The organism is Streptomyces ovatisporus (assembly GCF_042653885.1).
GTDB lineage: Bacteria > Actinomycetota > Actinomycetes > Streptomycetales > Streptomycetaceae > Streptomyces > Streptomyces ovatisporus.
In genome coordinates this window covers 44,726-66,927 of record NZ_JBHSFH010000010.1, presented here as the reverse complement: position 1 = coordinate 66,927, position 22,202 = coordinate 44,726, and the positions used below count along the sequence as shown (strand labels likewise).

General features: G+C 71.8%; 22 protein-coding genes. 11 read left to right on the top strand and 11 right to left on the bottom strand.

From position 1 onward, the window contains the following. Positions 1 to 166: 166 nt before the first annotated feature. The 4 genes from ACFPA8_RS18040 to ACFPA8_RS18025 all read right to left on the bottom strand — a co-directional run bounded on the left by ACFPA8_RS18040 (position 167) and on the right by ACFPA8_RS18025 (position 4,063). Positions 167 to 1,969, bottom strand: a complete 1,803-nt coding sequence (locus tag ACFPA8_RS18040) for an acyl-CoA dehydrogenase (RefSeq protein ID WP_386449700.1) — start codon at positions 1,967 to 1,969, stop codon at positions 167 to 169. Between the two features lie 152 nt (positions 1,970 to 2,121). Beyond that, positions 2,122 to 2,943: an SAM-dependent methyltransferase gene (locus tag ACFPA8_RS18035; RefSeq protein WP_386449698.1), complete on the bottom strand. Its 822-nt coding sequence runs from the start codon at positions 2,941 to 2,943 to the stop codon at positions 2,122 to 2,124. 44 nt (positions 2,944 to 2,987) lie between these two features. After that, positions 2,988 to 3,224, bottom strand: coding sequence for a DUF397 domain-containing protein (locus ACFPA8_RS18030; RefSeq protein ID WP_386449696.1), 237 nt, complete (start codon positions 3,222 to 3,224; stop codon positions 2,988 to 2,990). 17 nt (positions 3,225 to 3,241) lie between these two features. Beyond that, positions 3,242 to 4,063, bottom strand: coding sequence for a helix-turn-helix domain-containing protein (locus ACFPA8_RS18025; RefSeq protein WP_386450433.1), 822 nt, complete (start codon positions 4,061 to 4,063; stop codon positions 3,242 to 3,244). A 247-nt stretch (positions 4,064 to 4,310) separates the two neighbouring features. On the opposite strand from ACFPA8_RS18025, the gene ACFPA8_RS18020 reads away from it, so the two are divergent. Both ACFPA8_RS18020 and ACFPA8_RS18015 read left to right on the top strand, forming a co-directional pair. Continuing rightward, a complete protein-coding gene (locus tag ACFPA8_RS18020; protein WP_386449694.1) occupies positions 4,311 to 4,769 on the top strand; it encodes an ATP-binding protein in 459 nt (152 codons plus the stop codon). 177 nt (positions 4,770 to 4,946) lie between these two features. Further along, on the top strand, positions 4,947 to 5,762 hold the full coding sequence (locus tag ACFPA8_RS18015; protein WP_386449692.1) for an SAM-dependent methyltransferase: 816 nt from the start codon (positions 4,947 to 4,949) through the stop codon (positions 5,760 to 5,762). A 120-nt stretch (positions 5,763 to 5,882) separates the two neighbouring features. Here the strand turns inward: ACFPA8_RS18015 and ACFPA8_RS18010 are convergent, their stop codons facing one another. Both ACFPA8_RS18010 and ACFPA8_RS18005 read right to left on the bottom strand, forming a co-directional pair. Next, on the bottom strand, positions 5,883 to 6,800 hold the full coding sequence (locus ACFPA8_RS18010) for a helix-turn-helix domain-containing protein (RefSeq protein WP_386449690.1): 918 nt from the start codon (positions 6,798 to 6,800) through the stop codon (positions 5,883 to 5,885). Positions 6,801 to 6,995: 195 nt separating this feature from the next. Then, entirely contained in the window at positions 6,996 to 7,235 is a 240-nt protein-coding gene (locus ACFPA8_RS18005; protein WP_386449688.1) for a DUF397 domain-containing protein, read from the bottom strand. A 248-nt stretch (positions 7,236 to 7,483) separates the two neighbouring features. Between ACFPA8_RS18005 and ACFPA8_RS18000 the strand changes: the two genes are divergently transcribed. From ACFPA8_RS18000 to ACFPA8_RS17990, 3 genes are all read left to right on the top strand, one after another. After that, positions 7,484 to 7,651, top strand: a complete 168-nt coding sequence (locus ACFPA8_RS18000; protein ID WP_386449686.1) for a hypothetical protein — start codon at positions 7,484 to 7,486, stop codon at positions 7,649 to 7,651. A 488-nt stretch (positions 7,652 to 8,139) separates the two neighbouring features. Continuing rightward, positions 8,140 to 9,039, top strand: a complete 900-nt coding sequence (locus ACFPA8_RS17995) for a universal stress protein (protein ID WP_386449684.1) — start codon at positions 8,140 to 8,142, stop codon at positions 9,037 to 9,039. Positions 9,040 to 9,178: 139 nt separating this feature from the next. Continuing rightward, positions 9,179 to 10,642, top strand: coding sequence for a dihydrolipoyl dehydrogenase family protein (locus tag ACFPA8_RS17990; RefSeq protein WP_386449682.1), 1,464 nt, complete (start codon positions 9,179 to 9,181; stop codon positions 10,640 to 10,642). Between the two features lie 94 nt (positions 10,643 to 10,736). On the opposite strand, the gene ligD (ACFPA8_RS17985) is transcribed toward ACFPA8_RS17990, so the two are convergent. Next, complete coding sequence (ligD, locus tag ACFPA8_RS17985) at positions 10,737 to 11,705, bottom strand: non-homologous end-joining DNA ligase (protein WP_386449680.1); 969 nt, start codon at positions 11,703 to 11,705, stop codon at positions 10,737 to 10,739. 205 nt (positions 11,706 to 11,910) lie between these two features. On the opposite strand from ligD (ACFPA8_RS17985), the gene egtA reads away from it, so the two are divergent. Genes egtA through egtD form a run of 4 tightly spaced genes read left to right on the top strand, consistent with a single transcriptional unit; the run spans position 11,911 to position 16,471 of the window. After that, positions 11,911 to 13,131, top strand: coding sequence for an ergothioneine biosynthesis glutamate--cysteine ligase EgtA (egtA, locus tag ACFPA8_RS17980; protein ID WP_386449678.1), 1,221 nt, complete (start codon positions 11,911 to 11,913; stop codon positions 13,129 to 13,131). 57 nt (positions 13,132 to 13,188) lie between these two features. After that, the gene (gene egtB / locus ACFPA8_RS17975; RefSeq protein ID WP_386449676.1) at positions 13,189 to 14,580 is read left to right on the top strand and encodes an ergothioneine biosynthesis protein EgtB; all 1,392 of its coding nucleotides are present in this window, start codon (positions 13,189 to 13,191) and stop codon (positions 14,578 to 14,580) included. Further along, entirely contained in the window at positions 14,580 to 15,482 is a 903-nt protein-coding gene (locus ACFPA8_RS17970; RefSeq protein WP_386449674.1) for a class II glutamine amidotransferase, read from the top strand. Before egtB ends, ACFPA8_RS17970 begins: the two co-directional genes overlap by 1 nt. Continuing rightward, complete coding sequence (gene egtD, locus ACFPA8_RS17965; protein WP_386449672.1) at positions 15,479 to 16,471, top strand: L-histidine N(alpha)-methyltransferase; 993 nt, start codon at positions 15,479 to 15,481, stop codon at positions 16,469 to 16,471. Before ACFPA8_RS17970 ends, egtD begins: the two co-directional genes overlap by 4 nt. A gap of 148 nt (positions 16,472 to 16,619) precedes the next feature. Here the strand turns inward: egtD and ACFPA8_RS17960 are convergent, their stop codons facing one another. Continuing rightward, a complete protein-coding gene (locus ACFPA8_RS17960) occupies positions 16,620 to 17,036 on the bottom strand; it encodes a DUF4190 domain-containing protein (RefSeq protein WP_386449670.1) in 417 nt (138 codons plus the stop codon). A 7-nt stretch (positions 17,037 to 17,043) separates the two neighbouring features. Then, complete coding sequence (locus tag ACFPA8_RS17955; protein ID WP_386449669.1) at positions 17,044 to 17,202, bottom strand: hypothetical protein; 159 nt, start codon at positions 17,200 to 17,202, stop codon at positions 17,044 to 17,046. 120 nt (positions 17,203 to 17,322) lie between these two features. Here ACFPA8_RS17955 and ACFPA8_RS17950 point away from each other — a divergent pair, with 120 nt between their 5' ends. Further along, positions 17,323 to 18,012, top strand: a complete 690-nt coding sequence (locus tag ACFPA8_RS17950; protein ID WP_386449667.1) for a TetR family transcriptional regulator — start codon at positions 17,323 to 17,325, stop codon at positions 18,010 to 18,012. A 185-nt stretch (positions 18,013 to 18,197) separates the two neighbouring features. Here ACFPA8_RS17950 and ACFPA8_RS17945 read toward each other — a convergent pair whose 3' ends face one another. Together ACFPA8_RS17945 and ligD (ACFPA8_RS17940) are read right to left on the bottom strand one after the other, a co-directional pair. Then, entirely contained in the window at positions 18,198 to 19,817 is a 1,620-nt protein-coding gene (locus ACFPA8_RS17945) for a serine/threonine-protein kinase (RefSeq protein ID WP_386449665.1), read from the bottom strand. A gap of 111 nt (positions 19,818 to 19,928) precedes the next feature. Next, complete coding sequence (gene ligD, locus ACFPA8_RS17940; protein WP_386449663.1) at positions 19,929 to 20,942, bottom strand: non-homologous end-joining DNA ligase; 1,014 nt, start codon at positions 20,940 to 20,942, stop codon at positions 19,929 to 19,931. A 163-nt stretch (positions 20,943 to 21,105) separates the two neighbouring features. Here ligD (ACFPA8_RS17940) and ACFPA8_RS17935 point away from each other — a divergent pair, with 163 nt between their 5' ends. Continuing rightward, positions 21,106 to 22,182 (top strand): ATP-dependent DNA ligase, encoded by a 1,077-nt coding sequence (locus ACFPA8_RS17935; protein ID WP_386449661.1) that lies wholly within the window; start codon positions 21,106 to 21,108, stop codon positions 22,180 to 22,182. Positions 22,183 to 22,202 lie beyond the last annotated feature (20 nt).

Genomic DNA, 22,202 nt, shown 5'->3' with positions numbered 1-22,202 from the left:
AGGGCGATCCTCCGCCTGGCATCTGGACGCACCGGACGCCGCTCGCCGACCCACGAAGATCCAAACGACGCACCCTGGGCCCCGCCCGACCGGACGACGGACCCCGGCACCCCTGTGCGGCGGAGGTGCCGGGGTCCGGCGCGGGAGGCGGCGGGCCCGACCGGGTTCAGAACCAGTCCGGCTCGGTCTCCAGAGTGATGGTGTCGAGCGATTCGAGCAGGTCGAACTGAGGGCCGGTGCGGGGCAGTTCGTGACGGAAGAAGTAGCGCGCCGCCTGGCGCTTGCCCTTGCGGAACGCGTCGTCGTGGCCCTGTGCGGCCAGGTACTGGCCGAGCCATATCCACGCGACGACGGTGTGGCCCACCGCCTCCAGATAGACGGTGGCGTTGGCCAGGGCGACGGCCGGGTCGCCCGTGCCCCACAGTCGCGCCGTCACCTTCGCGGCCCGCTCCCACGACTCCCGCAGAGCGGTGGCGAGTTCAGCCGCCTCACCACCCGAGGCCAGCGCCCGCTCGACCGTCGCGCCGATCGTCTCGCCGAGTGCGACGAGCCCCGCTCCGCCGTCCATGACGGCCTTGCGGCCCAGCAGGTCGAGTGCCTGGATGCCGTGTGTGCCCTCGTGGATGGGGTTGAGACGGTTGTCCCGGTAGTGCTGCTCGACGTCGTACTCACGGGTGTACCCGTAGCCGCCGTGCACCTGGATGGCGAGGCTGTTGGCCTCCAGACACCACTGCGAGGGCCAGCTCTTGGCGACGGGGGTCAGGACGTCCAGCAGCAGCCGTGCGTGTGCCCGCTCCTCCTCCCGCTCCGCCGTCTGCTGCTCGTCGACGAGCCGTGAGCAGTACAGCAGCAGTGCGAGCGCGCCCTCGACGTACGACTTCTGCGCGAGCAACATCCGCCGCACGTCGGCGTGTTCGATGATGGGGACCTGCGGTGCCGTGGCGTCCTTGGCCGCGACCGGACGTCCCTGGGGGCGCTCGCGGGCGTACTCCAGCGACTTGAGGTATCCGGTGTAGCCCAGGGCCATCGCTCCCGCGCCGACGCCGATGCGCGCGCCGTTCATCATGTGGAACATGTACGCCAGCCCGCGGTGCGCTTCGCCGACGAGGTGGCCGACGGCACCCGCCCGGCCGCCCGGACTGTGCGCCCCCTCCCCGAAGTTGAGCAGGGCGTTGGTCGTACCGCGGTAGCCCATCTTGTGGTTGAGCCCCGCCGTCACGACGTCGTTGCGTTCGCCGACGGCGCCGTCCGGGCCGACCAGGTGCTTCGGCACGACGAACAGCGAGAGGCCCTTGACGCCCGGCGGGCCACCGGGGATCCGGGCCAGCACCAAGTGGACGATGTTCTCCGCGAGTTCGTGGTCACCGGCCGAGATCCACATCTTGCTCCCGAACAGCCGGTAGGTGCCGTCCGGCTGGACCTCCGCCCGGGTGGCGACGTCGGCGAGGGAGGAGCCTGCCTGCGGCTCGGAGAGGCACATGGTGCCGAAGAAGCGCCCGGCGAGCATCGGGCGTACGTAGGTGTCGATCTGCTCCGACGTGCCGTGGGCGCACAGCAGCCGGGCGTTCCCGAGGGTGAGGAAGACGTACGACGAGGTGCCGACGTTGGCTGCCTGGAACCAGCTGAAGCATGCGGTGGTCAGCAGCTGCGGCAGCTGCATGCCGCCGAGCTCCTCGTCCATGGGCGCGGCCAGCAGGTCGGCCTTGGTGAAGGCGTCCAGCGCCTCCTTGGCCTCCGGGACGGTGTGCACGCGCTCGCCGTCGAAGCGCGGCTCCTCCCGGTCGTTCTTCTTGTTGTGCGGGGCGAAGTGGCGGGTGGCGATCTGCTCGCTGAGGTCGAGCACGGCGTCGAACGTCTCACGGGAGTGCTCCGCGAAGCGTGGCCTGCGGGTCAGCTCCTCCGCGTCGAGCCACTCGTAGAGCAGGAAGTCCAGGTCGCGGCGGGAGAGGAGGAGCGAGGGTGTGGCCATGGCGAGTCCGATCCCGGTCGGCGGCGTGACAGAAGCCTATCTAAGCGCTTGCTTATCGTGCGTCGGTGTGCCTGTGCCTGTCAACGCCGGACCGCCGGCCGGTCCTGTGGCGGGACGGAGGCGACGACGGCCGCGGGACGCCGTGGAGGTGCTCAGGGTTTGCGGGCGACGCCGACGTAGCCGGGGATCTCCGTGTCGCCGAACCGCGGGGTCTCCGGGCCGGGGCGCCAGCGGTGGGGGACGACGAGGCCGGGCTCCAGCAGCTCCAGGCCGTCGAAGAAGCGGGCCACCTCACTGCGCGTGCGGGGGCGCAGCGGCGAGCCGCTCTCCGCGTATGTCTGGAGCGCGACCGCGGCACCCTCGGCCCGTGCGGCGTCGACGAAGTCCGCGGTGGTGTGGGTGAGCACGAGGTAGCTGCCCGCGGGCAAGGCGCCCAGCAGCGTACGGACGATGTCCCAGGGCCGGTGCTCGTCGCCGATGAAATGGAAGACGGCGTTCACCGAGAGGGCGACGGGGCGACCCAGGTCGATCGTGTCGCTCAGCTCGGGGGCGTCCAGGATGCTCACCGGGTCGGTGACATCCGCGTGGATGTACGCCGTGCCGCTCTCGGGCGCCCCGCGCAGCAGCTCGCGGCCGTGCCGGAGTACGAGCGGGTCGCTGTCGCTGTAGAGGACCTTCGCGTCCGGTGCCACGGACTGGGCGACCTGGTGCAGATTGGGCTCGGTCGGGATGCCGGAGCCGACGTCGAGGAACTGCCGTACGCCGCAGGCACCCGCCAGCCAGCGCGTGGCCCGCGTCATGAAGTCGCGGTTGGCGCGTGCGGCCGGCCATACGACCGGCATGGCGGCGGCGACCGCCTCGGCCGCCCTGGCGTCGGCCTCGAAGTGGTTGCGGCCGCCCAGGTAGTAGTCGTACATCCGGGCGGGGTGCGCTCTGTCGGTCTCGATCTGGGGTGCCTGACCCTGTCCAGCCAACGGTGTCTCCGTTCCGGTTCCGGTCGCTCCCGGTTCTCCCGGGGTCACGAGAGCAGAAAGTCGGCCTCACCGCGCTTCGCGCCTCGTATGAACGTGTCGATCTCGTCCGGGGCGTAGATCAGCGCCGGCCCGTCCGGGTCCGTGGACTGCCGCAGGGCGACGCGGCCGTCGGCGAGCTGCATCACCTCCAGGCAGTTGCCCCCGTTCGGGCCGCTCCAGGGCTTGTGCCAGCCTTCGCCGCCGAGTTCGCTGGCGGGCATGCCGTTGTAGATGCGGCTCATCGGTTGCGACCCATCTGTCAGAACTCCTTGCGGATCTCACCGAGAAGACGCTCGGTGCGCGTTGCGGGGGCGGCCTGTGCGCCCATACGGTCCAGTGCCTCCAGGTAGACGGCGGTGTCCGGACGCTGATCGTGGTAGACGGCGCCGCTCAGGCTCTCGATGTAGACGATGTCGGGCAGCTCGGCGATGTCGAAGCGGAAGAGCTGGAACGGCCCGAACATGGCCGGGTGGGGGCCGGCGGTGAACGGTATGACCTGCACCGTCACGTTCGGCATGGCCGTGGCTTCGACGAGCCGGTCGATCTGGCCGCGCATGACGTCGGGTGTGCCGACGTGGCGGCGTACCACCTGCTCCTCCAGCACCACCCACAGGCGAGGTCCGTCGGGCCTGCGCAGCAGCTCCTGCCGCTGCATGCGCAGAGCGACGCGGCGGCTCAGTTCCTCCTCGCTCGCGTTGGGGAAGCCGGTGCTCAGCAGGGCCCGCGCGTACTGCTGCGTCTGCAGCAGGCCCGGTACGCAGTGGGGCTCGTAGGAGCGGATGAGGCTGGCCTCGCCCTCCAGGCTCACGTAGAGGCTGAACCAGGAGGGGAGCACGTCGCGGAAGCTCTGCCACCAGCCGGCCCTGTTGGCCTCGTCCACGAGGGAGAGGAACGCGGAGATCTCCGTCTCGGGGACGCCGTAGGTCTTGAGGAGCTTCTCCACGTACGGCGGCTTCAGGCCGACCTCGGCCTTCTCCATGCGACGGACCGTGGTCGAGTTGACACTCAGAGCGGCGGCGGCCTCGGCGAAGGAGCAGTCGGCCCGCTCCCGGAGGTCCCTCAGACGCAGGCCGAGAACCATCTGACCCACTGTCGGCGCGGTGCGGCCGTCGGCCACGAAGCCTCCCCTTCAACGGACTTGTCGCGCTAGAAGTGTGCCACGCACTCTGTGCACCGGCCACAGTGCGCGGCCTATTCTGCAATTCGCAGATCGCCCCTTGCCAACTGTTACAAGCGCGGAGCATAGTGAGCACGTGACCCAGCTCATGACGTCCGGCGTGCTGCCTCTGCGTCCCCCCGCCTCCAGAGGCTGACGGAAGGCTCGCACCGTGGCTCTCTCCCGTCCCGCCATACCCCTGCCGCCACCCGCACGGGGCGGAAGTGTCGTGGACGTGCGCCGGGAAGGCTTCGAGCTTCCGGCGCACGCGACTGCTGTCGCGGCTGCGCGGGAGAGGGTGTGGGGCCAGCTGTGCAGCTGGGGCGTCCCCGAGGACCTCGGTCGCACGGCGCAGCTGGTGGTCTCCGAGTTCTTCACCAACGCCGTGGTGCACACCGACAGTTGCCGCATCCGCTGCCGGCTTCAGGTGTGTTCGGAGCTGCTCCGCATAGAGGTGTGCGACGAGGGCGGCGACTGTTCGGAGGTCGCGCCCCGCCAGGCCGCGGCGGAGGACGTCGACGGGCGGGGCCTGCAGCTCGTCGGCGCCGTCGCCGAGAGGTGGGGTGTGCGGGCCGACGTGCAGCAGCAAGGGCGCGTGGTCTGGGCGGAGTTGAGGCTCACCGTACGCTGACGCGCCCGGAGGGCGGCCTTCCTCGCCTCCGCTGTGCAGACCAGGCGAGGCTCTTGCGAATTTCCTTTCCCTACCGGGCAGTTGCGGTGATGCACGTCTCGTCACCGTGCGATGCTTCGCCGTAACGAGACGTGCACGCAACGGGACGCGTGCACAGCGGAGAACGGTGAGGCACGCATGCGCGAAGAGGAAGCCGCAGCGGGGCGGGGAGTGGACGTCAACACCCCCAGTGTGGCGCGGATGTACGACTACTACCTGGGCGGCAAGGACAACTACGAGGTCGACCGGCAGGCCGTGGCCGAACTCGACAAGGTCGTGCCGAGCACCAGGCCGCTGGCCGTCAACAACCGCCGTTTCCTCCAGCGGGCCGTCCGTGCGCTGGCACAGGACTACGGCGTGCGGCAGTTCCTCGACCACGGCTCAGGTCTGCCCACGCAGGACAACGTCCACCAGGTCGCACAGCGCGTCGACCCCGAGGCCCGCGCCGTCTACGTCGACAACGATCCGATCGTGCTCGCCCACGGCCGTGCGCTGCTCCAGGAGGACGAGAGGACGACGGTCATACAGGCGGACCTGCGGGAGACCGACGCCATCTTCGACCACCCCGAAGTCAAACGCCTGATCGACCTCTCGCAGCCGGTGGGCGCCCTCTTCGTCTCGGTGATGCACTGCATCCCCGACTCCTCCGACCCGGCAGGTGTGCTGCGCCGCGTCATCGACAGGCTCCCCTCCGGGAGCTTCCTGGTGATCAATCAGCTCGTGAGCGAGGACAAGGCAACCCGGGATTTCGTCACGGAGTTCATGGCGGAGACCACCCACGACCGCTGGGGTCGGGTGCGTCAGGCGCACGAGGTCGAGCGCTACTTCGAGGGGCTCGAGGTGCTGGAGCCCGGCCTGGGCGAGATCAACGACTGGCGGCCGGACTCCGACCTCGGGCCGAAGCAGGCGACGAAGGAGTGGTACGAGTTCGGGGGCGTCGCGCGCAAGCCGTGACGCCCGGGCCGCAGGCCGTGACTTCCGGACGCGGCACACCGGACGACCGGGTGGCCGGCTCCCGTCGGGGGCCGGCCACCCGGGTGTGCGGCAGCGGTGCGCCGAGGCGGGCGGTGTCGTTCAGCCGCTCTGCTTCTCGTGCCTGCTCAGCAGCCGTTCGAGGAACTCCACCGTCATGGCGGGCGGTTCGGCCGTCGCGCACAGGCGGTCCATGACCACCATGTAGTTCTCGACCTCTTCTCGCTTCTCCAAGTAGAGGGAGGAGGTGAGCTGTTCCAGGTAGACGATGTCGGGCAGGTCCGGCTCCTGGAAGCGGAGTATGGTCACCGGCCCGCCGGCGGCGGCGAGACCCCCGATGGCGAACGGCGCGATCTGAAGTGTGATGTTGGGCTGTTCGGCCGCCCACAGCAGCCGCTTGATCTGCTGCCTCATCACCGCGGGCCCGCCCAGCGGACGCTGCAGCGCGGCCTCGTCGACGACCGCCCACAGCTTGGGGCCGTGCGGTCCGGTGAGGATCGCCTGCCGGTCCGACCGCAGCCCGACGCGGCGTTCGATCTCCTCGGTCGACGCACGCGGGTGGCCCAGGCGCATCACTGCCCGGGCATAGTCCTCCGTCTGAAGCAGCCCCGGGATGAACTGCACCTCGTACATGCGGATCACGGACGCCGCTTCCTCCAGGCCGATCAGCCTGTCGAACCACGGCGACATGACGTCGCTGTACTTCTGCCACCAGCCCGGGTTGCCGGACTGGCGCGCCAGAACCAGGTACTCCTCGCGCTCCTCCGCGTCGGTGACCCCGTACAGCGACAGCAGGTCGGCGACGTCCCGCTCCTTGCATCCGACCCGGCCCAGCTCCAGCCGGCTGATCTTGGCGTGCGAGCCGCGGATGGCGTCACCGGCCGCCTCACGGGTGATGCCGCGCTGCTCGCGGAGCCTGCGCAGCTGCGTTCCGAGCACGATGCGCAGAATCGTCGGTCCACCGCGCGGGTGGTCGAGGATCCGCCTCACTGACGAATCATCTTCCTGCTGAGCTGGCATCAGGTCTGTCCTTGCTCCCATGAGTGACGAGTCCGGCGCCCAGTGTCCCACTCGGTGAACTGGCCGTACAGTCATGCTCGTTGCACATACCCCCGCCATTTGCCAATGGCGTGCCGGTTCCCGTTCCGGCCGGGGTCGCACGCGCTCCCCGGTCGAGGAGCGGGCACATGCGGCTGTTCTCCCGCGTGCCGCAGATCACTCCGACGCGGCGAGCAAGTCGTCGAAGTCGCCGTCCTTGGCGCCCTGTACGAACGCGGCCATCTCCGCCGGCGTGTAGATCAGCGCCGGGCCGGAGGGGTGGCGCGAGTTCCGTACGGCCACGCCCCCGTCCGGAAGGCCTGCGAGCTCGACGCAGTTGCCGTTGGGGTTGCTCCGGTTGCTCTTTCGCCAGGTGACGTCCAGCCGGCTGGCCTGGATGCCGTTGTCGGTGTGCATGAGTACCTCTCCGTCGAGTGCGTCTGGCTCACGTTCTGGGGGTGCCGGGCAGCACTGTCTCACAGCCCGACGTTCTTGCAGATGTACTTGCAGATGTACTTGCAGGGGTACGTACAGATGGACAAGAATGACCGTCGCAGCGGTCCTGAGTCCCGAACGTGCCCTGGTGGCACGCGAGTTCGGCTCGATCTGTCCCTCACCCTGGAGCGCCGGTGACCTCATACGGATTCGAACGACCCGCTACTTCCATGCCGGTTGACGAAGACGCAGCGATCGCCGAGCTCGAACAGTGCGACTGGGACGACCCGTTGACCCGGCTGCTGCTGCTCCTGGAGATCGCCGACCGTCCCGCCTGGCTGCGGGAGGTCGCCCGCAACTCGCACCGCGGAACTGCCGCCCAGCGCCGCGCCGGCTGACGCCCGGCCGGGAAGGGGCTTCGGAGGGACCCGGCCCCGCTCCGACGGCGTGAATGAGTGCCCCCGGGACCCCGGCCCCGGTGAGATCGGCGGGCATCGGACGCCGGTGATGCCGTTCGTACGCCTGCGACGGCTGCGATGCCTGCGATGCCCGCACCGCCGCGCGACCGCCGGCCGGACCACATGCCCCGCGGAGCAGCCGCAGCGGTCGTACGCAGGGGCCCGCAATAGTGCGCTTTCGCGCAGCGGGAAAGGCAACCGGGTGAACGGCGGGCGTCGCTCGTTCCCCGGGCACCGGACCGTCTCCCGCGCACCGGAAACGCACCCCGAGGGGGCTCGTCGTCACAGGGCCCCCGAGACCGGACGAACGGGTCCGCGAGCCGGGCCGGGCTCAATTGCGTTCCCGCGTTTGCCGTTGAAGACCTGAGACACCGGCATATCGCGCACACTGGGACGTACGGACGAGCGAGCCGAGGGAGAGCCCCCAGATGAATGACCGCTCCACAGCCCCCGCCGATCAGGCCCGTGTGGTCGTCGGCGTCGACGGATCAGAATCTTCCCTGCGTGCCCTCGACATGGCAGCCGAGGAGGCGGACCGGCGCGGTACCGCCCTGGAGATGCTGTATTCGGCGACCTGGCCCAGGCGATCCCGCGTCCCTGTGACGGAGAGCGACCTCGAAGGCATCCGCGTCGCCGCCGCCGTGGTCCTGGACCAGGCGGGTCAGCGGGCACAGCGGCGGGTACCGGGACTGCGCACCATCCCGAAGGTGCATACGGAGTCGCTCCCCGCCGACGCCCTCGTGGCGGCGAGCCGCACGGCCGCGCTGACCGTCGTGGGCACCCGAGGACACGGCGGTTTCGCCGGGCTGCTCGTCGGGTCGGTCAGTCTGCGGGTCGCCGTGCACACCCGGGGGCCGCTGCTCGTCGTGGGCGACAGCCGCGAGAAGGAGAGCGCCGAGCGGGGGCACGTGCTCGTCGGGCTGAACTCCGAGGCGGACGAGCCCGCGGTGCGCTTCGGTTTCGAGGAGGCGGCCCGCCGCGACGCGTCCCTGCGCGTACTGCACGCGTGGAGCCTGCCGCGCATGCCCGGCAGGCTCCAACTGCCGCCGCGGGAGGCCGAGCAGGCCCGCGAGGCCGCGTCGGAGCTGGTGCGGGGGGCGGTGACCCGGCTGAGCGCCGAGCACCCCGCGGTGTCCGTCAGCGCCGACGAGAAGGGCGGCAGCCCGCCGGCCACCCTGATCGAGGCGAGCCGTTCGGCGGACGTGATGGTTGTCGCCGTGCACCGCAGCATGCGCCGCCGCCTCGGGCTGCAGCTGGGGCCCGTCGCCCATGCGGTCCTGCACCACGCGCACTGCCCGGTCGTGATCGTGCCCCCTCCGGCGAGCTGACGGCCCGGGAGCAGCCCCCCTGGCGCGCGGGGGGCTGCTCCCGGGCGACCTCCATCGGTGCCTTCCGCCGTTTACGTCCACCTCCCCAGCGCACCCGGCAGCACCACAGCACCGCAGCACCCAGCCAGTGGAGGCCGTCATGACACGTTCCGAAGTGCCCTCCGGGGGTCCCGGAGCCGACGAGTACGACGTCATCGTGATCGGGGCGGGCCCGGTGGGGGAGAACGTCGCCGAGCGTGCGCACGCGAGCGGGCTCAGCGCTCTCGTCGTGGAGAACGAGCTGGTCGGTGGCGAATGCTCGTACTGGGCGTGCATGCCGAGCAAAGCGCTGCTCCGCCCCGTCACCGCACTGGCCGACGCCCGCCGTGTCGCGGGCGCCGCCCAGGCGGTCGGCGGGACGCTCGACGCCTCGGCGGTGCTCGAACGGCGTGACGGCTTCACCGGCAACTGGCAGGACAAGGGCCAGGTCGGCTGGCTGGAGTCCGTGGGGCTGGATCTGCTGCGCGGGCGTGCACGGCTGGACGGTCCCCGGCGCGTCGTCGTCGAGACCCACGACGGCACGACGCGGACGCTCACCGCGCGGCACGCCGTCGCCGTCTGCACCGGCAGCCGTGCCGCCCTTCCGGGCATCCCGGGCATCGAGGACGCACGGCCCTGGACGAGCCGCGATGCGACCTCCGCGAAGGAGGTTCCGGGACGGCTGGCCGTCGTGGGCGGGGGAGTGGTCGGCGTGGAGATGGCGACCGCCTGGCAGGCCCTCGGCTCCGAAGTGACGCTGCTGGTACGGGGAGAGCGGCTGCTGCCCAGGATGGAACCCTTCGCGGGCGAGCTGGTCGCCGAGGCGCTCACGGCAGCCGGCGTCGCCGTGCGTACGGGCGTCTCGGTCGAGGAGCTGAACCGGCCGGCGGCGGACCGTCCCCTCACGCTCTCGCTGTCCGACGGGGGCCGGCTGGAGTGCGACGAGGTGCTCTTCGCGACGGGACGGGCGCCCCGCACGGACGACTTCGGCCTGGAGACCGTCGGGTGCGAACCGGGGAGCTGGCTGAGCGTGGACGACACCCTCCGGGTGACGGGCGTGCGCGGCGGCTGGCTCTACGCCGTCGGGGACGTCAACGGGCGAGCCCTGCTGACCCATCAGGGCAAGTACCAGGCGCGGGTGGCCGGTGCGGCCATCGCGGCGCGTGCGGCGGGAGTGCCGCTGCTGGAGACCGACCGCTGGGGCGCGCACGCGGCCACCGCGGACCACGACGCGGTCCCGCAGGTCGTCTTCTCCGATCCGGAGGCCACCTCCGTCGGACTGACGGCCGACGAGGCCGAGCGGCGCGGACTGCGGGTACGGGCCGTCGACGTGGAGCTGGGGGAGGTCGCCGGGGCCTCGCTCTACGCCGACGGCTACCGCGGGCGGGCCCGGATGGTCGTCGACCTCGACCGGGGGGTCGTCGTGGGGGTCACCTTCGTGGGCGCGGGCGTCGGCGAACTGCTGCACTCGGCGACCGTCGCCGTGGCGGGCGAGGTGCCGCTGGAGCGGCTGTGGCACGCGGTTCCCGCGTACCCCACCATCAGCGAGGTGTGGCTGCGGCTGCTGGAGGCGTACCGGGGCTGAGCCCGGCGGGCGGTCCGGCTGCGGCGGACGCACCGCAGCCGGGGTCCGGTGCCGCGAGCGCCGCCCGCCCACGGGCCGCGGGGGCAGCGGGCGTCTACCGCGCCGCGCGCCCGCGCAGTTCGGGGGCGCGAACGGAGAGCCTGCGGTCCGCTGCGCGCACGGACCGGCCGCGTGCGGTGCCGCCCGCCCACGGGTCCTCGCCGCGCAGCCGCTTCTCGATCGCCTCCATGTCGCCGAGCTTCCACCGGTCCGGCGTGAGGTCCGACTCGTTCAGCTCCGACCAGCTGATCGGCATCGCGACCGGGCCGCCGGCCCGGGCACGTACCGCGTACGGGGCGACGGCCGTCTGCGCGTAGGCGTTGCGCTGGATGTCGAGGTAGACGCGGTCGCCGCGGTTCGCCTTGCGCGGCTCGTCCGTGAGGCGGTCCGGATGGCGGGCGACGAGGACCTGGGAGACGCGCCGTGCGAAGTCCCGCACGGCGTCGAAGTCCGCGCGGCGGTCGAGCGCCGCGATCACGTGCAGCCCGCGTGAACCCGTCGTCATCAGCTGGGTGGGAAGGTCCACCTCCTCCAGCAGTCCGCCCACGCAGGACGCAGCCCACCGCACGTCCTCGAAGTCCGCGTCGCCGCTGGGGTCCAGGTCGAAGACGAGCAGGTCGGGATCGTGCGGCCGGTCCGCCTTGGACAGCCAGCGGTGCTGGGTGACGGACGCCTGCCCGGCGAGGTAGACGAGGGTGTCGGCGTTGTCGCAGACGACGTGCCTGACCGTCCCGCCCTGCTTGGACAGTTCGGCGGTGTGCACCCAGTCGGGGAAGTACTCGGGCGCGTTCTTCTGCATGAGCGGCTTGCCGCCGATGCCGTCCGGATGACGTTCCATCATCAGCGGACGGCCCCGCAGCCGGGGGACGGCACGGGTGGCCACGCGGCGGTAGTAGCGGGCCAGGTCGCTCTTGGTGATTCCGTCGTCCGGGAAGAGGACCTTCTCGGGTCTGCTGATCTCGATGTCCTTCACCCTGCGACGAGTTGACCGGTACGGGCGGCGCAAACGGAAACGGGTGGGCATGGCCGGGGGGACGGACGGGCACAGGAGTGGACGGGCGGCGCCGGGCGAGGTCCGGCCGCCGTCCTCCGGGGCCGGTGCGGGGAGCACGCTTCACTCTGGCCGACGCCGCCGTCTTGCGCGCCGCCGCGGACGGCAGCAGTCTCGGACTTCTCAGGGCCGGGTGGTCCCGGAGGCCCTCCGACGTGGACGGGAGGCGGCGGAAGCCATGGATGCCGTGCTGAACGAGGACGAGGCAGCCGCGTACGTGGGCGGCATCTGTTTCAAGACGGGGCCCCCGCGCCGCGTCGGGGTGGAACTGGAATGGCTGGTCCGGGACCGCTCCGCCCCGGCCCGCGCCGTGCCACCCGAACGGATGGCAGAGGCACTGGCACCGCTGTGGACCCGCGGCCTGCCCGGTGGCAGCAGGCTCACCAGGGAACCCGGCGGACAGCTGGAGGTCAGCTCACCTCCGGGCGAGACCCTCGCCGAATGCATCGCCACCACGGCAGCCGACCTGACAGTGCTGCGCAAGAGCGTCGCAGAGACCGGCGCACTCCTCTACGGGCGCGGCCTCGACCCGTATCTGAGCCCGCCGCGCGTCGTGGAGGACCCCCGCTACCGCGCCATGGAGGCGCACTTCGACCGCACCGGCCCGTGGGGCCGGATGATGATGCGGGCCACCGCCGCCGTGCAGGTCAGCCTCGACGCCGGTGACGACACCGAAGGACCGACCGGCTACCGGCACCGCTGGCGGCTCGCCCACCGGCTCGGCCCCGTGCTGGTGGCAGCCTTCGCCAACTCCCCGCTGTGGCGCTCCCGTCCCACAGGCTGGCTCTCCACGCGCCAGAGCGTCTGGGCCCGCGCCGACCCCGGCCGTACCAGCCCGCCCCGGGCGCACACCGACCCCCGCGAGGGATGGGCCCGCTACGCGCTGGACGCCGAACTGCTCTGTCTGCGCCGCGAACCGCCCGCCGACTGGACGGCACCGCCCCGGCTCTCCTTCCGCTCCTGGCTGCGCGGCGCGCACCGTGAACGGCGGCCGACCCGCGCGGACCTCGACTACCACCTGGGCACCCTCTTCCCGCCCGTCCGCCCGCGCGGCTGGCTGGAGCTGCGCATGATCGACGCGCAGTGCGGCGACGGCTGGATCGCGGCGACGGCGGTGGCCGCGACGCTCCTCGACGACGTGCGGGCGGCCGAGTCCGCCTGGGACGCCACCGAGGCGCTGGAGGGCGACGACGCCCTGTGGGAGCGCGCCGCACGCGACGGACCCGCCGACCCGCTGCTGGGCCCTGCGGTGCGCAAGTGCGTCGCAGCGGCCGAGTCCGCCCTCGCCCGGATCGATCCCGGCAGCCTGGTGCACCACTCGGTCCTCGAGTTCGCCGAGCGCTACTCCGAGCGCGGACGCTGCCCTGCGCACGACCAGCTGGAGAAGCTGCGCGGGTGACGACCTCCCGTGCAGCGCACCGCTGTTCGTGCCGTACACACGGAAAGGAGAAGGAAGATGTCCGAGCACGCGGCCGCGCCGGCCACCGCACGATCTCACGCCGGCACCACCTCACCGGACCCCGGAGGCGCACCGAACGGGGACGGACGTGAGCGTGCGTACGAGGCTCTGGAGCGGGCCAGGCGCCGGACCCTGGCGCTCACGGACTGTCTCGACGAGGGTGAACTGACCGCGCAGCACTCGAAGTTGATGTCACCACTCGCCTGGGACCTGGCCCACGTAGGCAACCAGGAGGACATCTGGCTGGTACGGGCGGCAGGCGGCGGTCCCGGTGTCCGCCCCGACCTGGACTCCGTCTACGACGCGTTCCTGACCCCGCGGGCGGACCGGCCGGGGCTGCCCATGCTCAGCCCCGACGAGGCACGCGCCTACATCGCCGAAGTACGCGAACGGGCACGTGAGTCGCTGGCCGCCGCGCCCGCGGACGGGGGTTCGGACCCGCTCCTCGAGAACGGCTTCGTCTTCGGCATGGTGGCCCAGCACGAGCAGCAGCACGACGAGACGATGCTGGCCACGCACCAGCTGCGCCGGGGACCCGCCGTGCTCGACGCCCCGGACCCGCCCGCCCCGACGTCCCGGGCACGGGACGAGGACCACGGCGAAGTCCACGTGCCGGGCGGACCGTTCACGATGGGCACCAGCACGGAGCCCTGGGCGCTGGACAACGAGCGTCCCGCGCACACCGTCGACGTTCCGCCCTTCGACCTGGACGCCGTGCCCGTCACCAACGGCGCGTACCAGCGCTTCATCGAGGACGGCGGCTACCGCGACGCACGCTGGTGGCACCCAGCGGGATGGGCGTACGTCCAGAAGGCGGACCTCGGTGCGCCGCTGTTCTGGCACCGGGACGGCGGGACGTGGACGAGGCGCCGGTTCGGCTACACCGAGCGGGTGCCGCCCGCCGAGCCCGTGCTGCACGTGAGCTGGTACGAGGCCGACGCGTACGCCCGCTGGGCGGGGCGGCGGCTGCCCACGGAGGCCGAGTGGGAGAAGGCCGCCCGCTGGGACCCGGCCACGGGCGTCTCCCGCCGCTACCCGTGGGGCGACGAGCAGCCCGGCGACGGCCACGCCAACCTGGGGCAGCGGCATCTGCGTCCGGCACCCGCGGGCGCCTACCCGGCCGGAGCGGCGCCGTGCGGAGCGCGGCAGCTCATCGGAGACGTCTGGGAGTGGACCTCCTCGGACTTCACCGGCTATCCGGGGTTCGAAGCCTTCCCCTACCGCGAGTACTCCGAGGTCTTCTTCGGCAGCGAGTACAAGGTGCTGCGCGGCGGGTCCTTCGGCACCGACCGGGTCGCCTGCCGGGGGACGTTCCGCAACTGGGACCTGCCCGTCCGCCGCCAGATCTTCGCGGGATTCCGGACCGCCCGGTCCAGCGGGGGGCGCTGATGTGCCGTCATCTGGCTTATCTGGGGCCGCCGTTGCCGCTCGCGGACGTCGTCACCCGGCCGGCGAAGGGACTCTACGAGCAGTCGTGGGCGCCGCGTCTCCAGAGGTACGGGACCGTCAACGCCGACGGTTTCGGGCTCGGTTGGTACCCGCACACGGCTCAGGCGGCCGATGCGGCTGCGGACCCGTCCGGTCCGCACGGGACGGCGGCCCCCGGCGACGAGTGGAGGCCGGCCCGCTACCGCCGCGCCGTTCCCGTGTGGGCGGACACGAACCTGCCGGACCTGACCCGGGCGGTGCGCAGCGGTGCCGTGCTCGCCGCGGTCCGCGACGCCACCGAAGGCACGGCGCAGGAGGAGACGGCGGCGGCCCCCTACGCGCACGGCCGCTGGCTGTTCAGCCACAACGGTGCCGTGCGGGACTGGGAGGACCTCCTCGACGACCTGGGGGAGCGGGTCCCCCCGGGCCGGCTGCTCGGTCTGGAGTCCCGCTGCGACTCGGCGCTGCTGTGGACGCTCCTCACCCGGCACATGGACGCCGGTGAACCGGTCGAGGAGGCTCTCGCGTCGCTCACCGTCCGCGTCTCCCGCATACGTCCCGACGCACGGCTCAACTTCCTGCTCACGGACGGCAGCACGATCCTCGCCACCCGCCGCGGCGACACCCTGTGGTACCGCACGGGGCCGCAGTGCGTATGGGTCGCCTCCGAACCGGACGCCGGCGACGACCGCGGCGACGACCGTGGCGACAACCGCGGCGACAACGTCCGGCAGCGCGGCCCCGATCCGGGCTCCGAGGCCGGATGGCAGGAGGTCCCGGAGGAGTCGCTGCTCGTGGCGACCGCCACAACCGTCCGTACCGTCCCGCTGGTTCACGCCTCCGAGAGGATCCCCATCGCATGACGGGCCGCTTCGCACTCACCCGCCGTCTCCCCGACGGATACTTCGACGACGCACTCCACACCGACGTCCTCAAGGGGCTCACGGGGCGTCCCAAGTCCCTGCCGCCGAAGTGGTTCTACGACGCCCGCGGCAGCGAACTCTTCGAAGAGATCACCCGGTTGCCCGAGTACTACCCGACGAGGGCGGAGCACGGCATCCTCCTCGAACGCGCCGACGACATCGCGGCAGCCACCGGCGCACGTACGCTCGTCGAGCTGGGCTCCGGCTCGTCGCGCAAGACGCGGCTGCTGCTGGACAGCCTTCTGAGGCACGGCACTCTGGAGCACTATGCGGCCCTGGACGTCAGTGCCGACGCGCTCGTCGCGGCGGGGGAGGCACTGTGCCGCGACTACCCGGATCTGAGGGTCACGGCGTGCGTGACCGACCTGGAGACCGATCCGGGGATGCCGCCAGGAGTGCGCGGCCCCCGCCTGGTGGCCTTCCTCGGTGGAACGCTCGGCAATCTCGACGGTGACGCACGGCCGGCCTTCTACGCGCGGCTGCGCAGGGAACTCGTCCCGGGAGACAGCCTGTTGATGGGTGTGGACCTGGTGAAGGACCCCGGCACGCTGGTGCCCGCGTACGACGACGCGCAGGGCGTGACGGCCGAGTTCAACAAGAACGTGCTGCGGGTCCTCAACCGTGAACTCGGCGCCGCCTTCGACCTGGACGCCTTCCGGCACCGCGCGGTGTGGAACGCGGAGGAGGAGCGCGTCGAGATGCGGCTGGTCTCCCTCCGCGGGCAGACGGTGCCGCTTCCCGCGCTGGAGATGAGCGCGGAGTTCGAGGAGGGGGAGGAGGTGCTCACGGAGATCGCCGTCAAGTTCCGGCGTGAGGTGCTCGGTTCGGAACTCGCCCGTGCGGGCTTCGAGATGAGCCACTGGTGGACGGATGACGGAGGGCGCTTCGCGCTGCTCCTCGCCGAGCCGTCCGGCACCGGCGGTCCGTGACTCCCCGACCGCGGGCCGGCCCGGCGGCGCCGGACGGTGTCCGGCGGCGTCCGGCAGCGGACGCCGCCGGGGCGGTGGGCCGTTGAAGAGGCCCACCGCCCCGGTCGGTCCGTCCGCGCGGTTCCCCCGCGGGGTCCCCGGCCGGCGCTCAGCCGCCGAGGCTCCACGAGAACGACTGGTCCGCGGCCGTCACCGCGGCCAGGACGATCAGGTCGGCGGCTCCGAGCGAGAGGCCCAGGAGCGCGCGGCCCCGGCGGGACGTACCGCGCAGCAGCGCGAGAGAGCCGAGTACGAGGGCGCAGGGACCGAGAACGGCGTTGAAGACCAGCAGCCCGGCCAGGCCCATCACGAAGGAGGCGACGGCCATGCCGTCGGCATCGCGCAGGCGCGCCGTGGCGCGCCTCGTGCTGCCGCCGGGAGGGGTCTGCTCGCCCGTTTCCGCCGTTCCGGCGTTCTCAGTTGCGGACTCCCGGCGGCCGTCACGGACTTCATGGATGTCGCGGACGTCGTGGTCGTCGGCGGAGTCCGATGGGCCGGGACGGACAAGGGTGTTCACGGCGTTCATGTCTCAGTCAGCTCCCTTGACGGTGATGCTTGCGCTCGCGGACCGCGAAGACCAGCAGCCAGGCACCGATGGCCGCAGCCGCGGCGAACGTGGCCGGGAGCGGGATGTGTGCCGCGGTGCCCACCAGGAATCCCAGCAGGAGGAACGCGGCAACCAGGAAGATCATCTCTGGCCTTTCTGCGTGTGGGGCCAATGATCGGGTCTCAGTGAACAGTTGGGATGACAACTGTTCACTGAGTTGAGTCTACCTTGGCACAGGTGCGCGAACACCTGTTTACTGAATGACATGAGCCACACCAGCACCTCCGCCCGGACGTCCCGCGAGACCCAGAAGGCCAGAACGCGCTGTGCCCTGCTGGACGCCGGCCTGCGACTGCTGGAGAACAAGAGCCTCAGCAGCCTCGGCCTGCGCGAGGTCACCCGCGTCGTGGGCATGGCGCCGGCGGCCTTCTACCGGCACTTCCGCGACATGAGCGACCTCGGTGTCGCCCTCGTCGACGAGTCGCTCGGCAGTCTGCACTCCGTCGTCCGCGAGATCCTCGAAGGCCCCCGGGACGACGTCGAGCGCATCGAGCGCACCGTCGGCGCCATCGCCCGCTACGTGCGCGAACACCCCACGCACGTACGCTTCGTCGCACGCGAACGGCACGGCGGCGTACCGGCCGTGCGGGCCGCGATAGGCCGCGAGCTGGACCGGTTCGCCGACGAGGTCGCCCAGGCGCTGGCAGCCGACGACGTATCGGCCGGGTGGAGCGCGGAGGACATCCGGATGCTGGGGCAGCTGTACGTCGACCACGTCGTGATGACGGCGTCCGCGTTCCTGGACGCGGCACTCGGCGAGGGGCCCGACGAGGAGACGGTCGCCCGTACCGCGTGCCGTCAGCTCCTGCTCATCAGCGCCGGCCGGCGCAACTGGGTGGACGGGACGGGGAAGGGGCCGTCGGCGGGGCTCCCGGCACCTGAACCCGGCACCTGAACCCGGCACCTGAACCCGGCACCTGAACCCGGCACCTGAACCGGGCATCTTCCGGACACCCGCCTTCGGCGGGAACCCAGGACGCGCGCCGCGACATCCGTTCGTTCTCCCGGAGCGCGGCTGACAGGGTCCGGTCATGCCTGTCCTTCTCCGCAGCCCCGGTGCTCCGGCTCGCCGGGGGCCCCTCAGTCCCGGGGCGTGACGCGGAAGGTCTCGACCGCCATGTCGAAGTGCGGCTTGGCCGCGTCCCACTGGGCCTCCGGCGCCGAGAGGTAGAGGGCGTAATGGGCCTTGCCCTCACTGCCGAAACCGAGATCGACGGCGCGGTAGGGGCGGGCCCTGCCCTGCCACTTGTACTCCCAGATCGCGGCGTCCCGGCCCTGGTACGTGGTGGCGTTCATCCGCAGCCGTGTGTATCCCGGCGACTTCTCCCGTACCTCCGGCTCCAGTTGGCGCCAGTGCCTGAGCGGGCTGTCACCGGCGAAGTCGACCACGCTGAACTTCAGCCCCGTCAGTCCGGACGGCGCGACGTAGTCCACCTGCTGGCCTCCGGGCTGCCCCCTGCGCTTCCAGCCTTCGGGCACGTCCACGGAGAACCCCAGCTCGTCCTCCACGCGTTCGTATCCCTCCGCCACGGGCGGACGCGGCGGGGGAGCGGACTGGGACGGGCCGGAATGCGAGGCGGACGGGCCGGGCGAGCCGGGCCCGTCGCCGCCGGCGTCCCTCGCCATCCACCAGGCGCCGCCGGCGATCGCGGCGGCAGCCAGCGCCGAGCACAGGGCCCACGCCACGGTGCGGGCACCGCGTCCCGGCCGGCCTGCCGAACGGGCCTGCCCCGAGCCGGAGTCGGACGGCGCCTGCGCCTGTGGCCGCGGGGCCGGCTCTTCCGGCCCTGCGTCCCGCGGCTGCGGCTGGATCTGCGTCTGCTGCTGATCCGTGTGTTCCGGACCGGCGGGCGGTGCCTCACGCGGAGCGGGCAGCCGGACCGTACCGGAGGCGCCCCTCAGCCAGACCTCCGCCTGGTCCAGCGTGAGCCGTTCGCCGGCGTCCTTGTGCAGCAGCCCTTCGATCAACTCGCCCAGCTCACCCGCCCGTTCCATCGCACGCGGCGGTTCGCCGGACGCCGCGCAGGCCGTCTCCACCCAGCTGCCGCGGCGGAAGGGCGGTACACCTTCGACCGCCTCGTACAGCGTGGCGCCCAGCGCCCAGGCATCCGCGGAGGGGCCCGCGTCGCGGCCCAGCATCCGTTCCGGAGAGGCGTAGTCGATGGAACCGACGAACTCCCCGGTCCGGGTCAGCGTGTCCGTGCCGGACGCGGCGGCGATGCCGAAGTCGGTGAGGACGATGCGCTCCGACCCCTCCTGAACCAGCACGTTCGCGGGTTTCACATCCCGGTGGAGCACGCCCGCCGCGTGTGCGGCGCGCAGCGCGGACGCCATGGCCAGCCCTGTACGCGCCGCCTCCTCGGGCGCCAACGGCCCGTTCTCACGCAGGAGTTCACTCAGGGAGCGGGAAGGTACGTACTCCATGATGATGCACGGGAGCCCGTTCTCCTCCACCACGTCGTGCACGACGATCACGCCCGGATGGCTGATGCGCGCCGCGCTTCTGGCCTCGCGGCGGGTCCGTTCGTACAGCCGCGTCCGCTCGTCGTCGTCGAGCTGCGGCGGAACGTGCAGCTTCTTCACGGCGACGCGCCGGTCGAGAAGCGCGTCCTCCGCGAGCCACACGGTCCCCATGCCGCCCCGGCCCAGCTCCCGGTCCAGCCGGTATCTCCCGGCCAGCAGCCGGTCCTGGTCGGTCACCTCGGTCTCTCCGCTCCCCCTGTGCACCCCGTCCAGAGCCGAACCCTAGCCCCCCTCACCCCTGTTGTGACCGGCACACCCGTGCACCGGGCCGCTTCGGCCGCCCCGGGCTCACTCGGCGGGGCGCTTGGCCCTGCTGGGCTGTACGCGCTTGGGCTCGCCCTTCACCTTCGGGTGCTCCGGCGGATAGGGCAGGTCACCGAGGCCGTGCTCGTGTTCGTCGCGCGCCGCGAGTTCCAGGGCTGCGTCCAGGCGGCAGGGGTGCTCGTCCATCCCCGCGTGCACGTCGCCGACTTCGGCGTAGCGGGCGGGCATCGTCCCCACGGTGAAGTCGTCCGGGTGGGCGTCGGCCAGCTCCTCCCAGCGCAGCGGGGCGGAGACCGTCGCGCGGGCGTTCGGACGGACCGAGTAGGCGCTGGCGATGGTGCGGTCGCGTGCCGTCTGGTTGTAGTCGACGAAGATGCGTTCGCCGCGCTCCTCCTTCCACCACTTCGTCGTGACCCGTGAGGGGTCACGGCGCTCCAGCTCCCTGCCCACGGCGATGGCAGCCCGGCGCACCTGCGCGAAGTTCCACTCGGGCAGGATGGGCACGAAGACGTGCAGGCCCCGGCCGCCGGAGGTCTTCGGCCAGCCGTGCAGGCCCAACTCCTCCAGCAGCGGCCGCAGTTGTTCGGCGGCGCGGACGGCGTCCCCGAAGTCCGTGCCCGGCTGCGGGTCGAGGTCGATGCGCAGTTCGTCGGGGTGGTCGGTGTCGGCGCGGCGTACCGGCCACGGATGGAACGTGATGCAGCCCAGGTTCGCCGCCCAGACCACGGCGGCCGGGGTGGTGGGGCAGATCTCGTCCGCGTGCCGGCCGCTGGGGAAGCTGATGCGGGCGGTCGGGATCCATCCGGGAAGGTTCTTGGGCGCGCGCTTCTGGAAGAAGGACTCACCGCCCACGCCCTCGGGGTAGCGCTCCAGCGTCGTGGGCCGCTCGAACAGGGCGCGTGTGATCCCCTCACCGACCGACACGTAGTACCGGGCGACGTCGAGCTTGGTGAAGCCGCTCTCCGGAAAGTAGACCTTGTCCGGGCTGGAGAGCCTCACCTGCTGGTCGCCGACCGTCAGCTCCACTGCCTCTCCCATGCGGCCACGCTATGCGGCCGCGGAGCCCGGCGCCTCCCGGCGGGGAGCAGAATCCTCAGCCGCGGGACTCTACGGGAGACCGGCACCCGGACCGCGGGGGCGGGGCCGCCGGTCAGCGGATTCCGGAAGGCGGGAGCGGACGGGCGGGAATAGAGTTCCCGCCATGGAGCTGCCGGTGATGCCGCCCGTGAAACCCATGCTCGCCAAGCTCGCGGCGAGGATCCCGGCAGGCATGCAGTACGAGGCGAAGTGGGACGGCTTCCGCGCCATCGTCTTCCGCGACGGCGACGAGACCGAGATCGGCAGCCGTACGGGCAAGTCGCTCAAGCGCTACTTCCCGGAGCTGGTCGCCGCGCTGCGGGAGAACCTGCCCGAGCGCTGTGTCCTCGACGGGGAGATCGTCGTCGCCCAGGACGGCCGGCTGCAGTTCGAGTCCCTCCAGCAGCGCATCCACCCGGCCGACTCCCGGGTCCGGCTCCTGGCCGAGCGGACCCCGGCGAGTTTCATCGCCTTCGACGTACTGGCCCTGGGCGACGAATCCCTGATGGAAACGCCCCTCCGCGAACGCCGCCGGTCGCTGGTGGACGCGCTCCGGAACGCCGGGGACCCGGTCTTCGTGGCCCCCGCCACGCAGGACGAAGAGCTGGCCCGGCAGTGGTTCGACCAGTTCGAAGGAGCGGGTCTCGACGGTGTCGTCGCCAAACGGCTCGACTCGCCGTACCGGCCCGACGAGCGGATCATGGTGAAGGTCAAGCACGAACGGACGGCGGACTGCGTACTGGCAGGCCTGCGCCCGCACAAGAGCGGCGAGGGCGTCGGCTCGCTGCTCCTCGGCCTCTACGACGACGCCGGGACGCTCCAGCACGTGGGCGTGTGCGCGTCGTTCACGATGAGCCGCCGCCGGGAGCTGATGTCCGAGCTGGAGCCGCTGCGCATGGAGACGCCCGAGGGGCATCCCTGGGCGCACTGGCAACGTGAGGAGGCGCACGCGGAGAGCCGCATGCCGGGGGCGCCGAGCCGGTGGACCGGAACCAAGGACCTGTCCTGGCTGCCGCTGCGGCCGGAACGGGTGTGCGAAGTGGCGTACGACCACATGGAGGGGGACCGCTTCCGGCACACCACGCACTTCCGCCGGTGGCGGCCCGACCGCGACCCCCGCAGCTGCACGTACGCACAGCTGGAGGAGCCGGTCGGCTACGACCTGCGCCAGATGCTCACCGGCACGAACGACACCACCTGACGGCAGGACACCACCCCGAC

Excerpts from the sequence above, each read along its gene's own strand:
- ACFPA8_RS18040 (WP_386449700.1), bottom strand. The coding sequence starts at position 1,969 with ATGGCCACACCCTCGCTCCTCCTCTCCCGCCGCGACCTGGACTTCCTG.
- ACFPA8_RS18030 (WP_386449696.1), bottom strand. The coding sequence starts at position 3,224 with ATGAGCCGCATCTACAACGGCATGCCCGCCAGCGAACTCGGCGGCGAA.
- ACFPA8_RS18025 (WP_386450433.1), bottom strand. The coding sequence starts at position 4,063 with ATGGTTCTCGGCCTGCGTCTGAGGGACCTCCGGGAGCGGGCCGACTGC.
- ACFPA8_RS18015 (WP_386449692.1), top strand. The coding sequence starts at position 4,947 with ATGCGCGAAGAGGAAGCCGCAGCGGGGCGGGGAGTGGACGTCAACACC.
- ACFPA8_RS18010 (WP_386449690.1), bottom strand. The coding sequence starts at position 6,800 with ATGCCAGCTCAGCAGGAAGATGATTCGTCAGTGAGGCGGATCCTCGAC.
- ACFPA8_RS18005 (WP_386449688.1), bottom strand. The coding sequence starts at position 7,235 with ATGCACACCGACAACGGCATCCAGGCCAGCCGGCTGGACGTCACCTGG.
- ACFPA8_RS18000 (WP_386449686.1), top strand. The coding sequence starts at position 7,484 with ATGCCGGTTGACGAAGACGCAGCGATCGCCGAGCTCGAACAGTGCGAC.
- ACFPA8_RS17995 (WP_386449684.1), top strand. The coding sequence starts at position 8,140 with ATGAATGACCGCTCCACAGCCCCCGCCGATCAGGCCCGTGTGGTCGTC.
- ACFPA8_RS17990 (WP_386449682.1), top strand. The coding sequence starts at position 9,179 with ATGACACGTTCCGAAGTGCCCTCCGGGGGTCCCGGAGCCGACGAGTAC.
- ligD (WP_386449680.1), bottom strand. The coding sequence starts at position 11,705 with ATGCCCACCCGTTTCCGTTTGCGCCGCCCGTACCGGTCAACTCGTCGC.
- egtA (WP_386449678.1), top strand. The coding sequence starts at position 11,911 with ATGGATGCCGTGCTGAACGAGGACGAGGCAGCCGCGTACGTGGGCGGC.
- egtB (WP_386449676.1), top strand. The coding sequence starts at position 13,189 with ATGTCCGAGCACGCGGCCGCGCCGGCCACCGCACGATCTCACGCCGGC.
- ACFPA8_RS17970 (WP_386449674.1), top strand. The coding sequence starts at position 14,580 with ATGTGCCGTCATCTGGCTTATCTGGGGCCGCCGTTGCCGCTCGCGGAC.
- egtD (WP_386449672.1), top strand. The coding sequence starts at position 15,479 with ATGACGGGCCGCTTCGCACTCACCCGCCGTCTCCCCGACGGATACTTC.
- ACFPA8_RS17960 (WP_386449670.1), bottom strand. The coding sequence starts at position 17,036 with ATGAACGCCGTGAACACCCTTGTCCGTCCCGGCCCATCGGACTCCGCC.
- ACFPA8_RS17955 (WP_386449669.1), bottom strand. The coding sequence starts at position 17,202 with ATGATCTTCCTGGTTGCCGCGTTCCTCCTGCTGGGATTCCTGGTGGGC.
- ACFPA8_RS17950 (WP_386449667.1), top strand. The coding sequence starts at position 17,323 with ATGAGCCACACCAGCACCTCCGCCCGGACGTCCCGCGAGACCCAGAAG.
- ligD (WP_386449663.1), bottom strand. The coding sequence starts at position 20,942 with ATGGGAGAGGCAGTGGAGCTGACGGTCGGCGACCAGCAGGTGAGGCTC.
- ACFPA8_RS17935 (WP_386449661.1), top strand. The coding sequence starts at position 21,106 with ATGGAGCTGCCGGTGATGCCGCCCGTGAAACCCATGCTCGCCAAGCTC.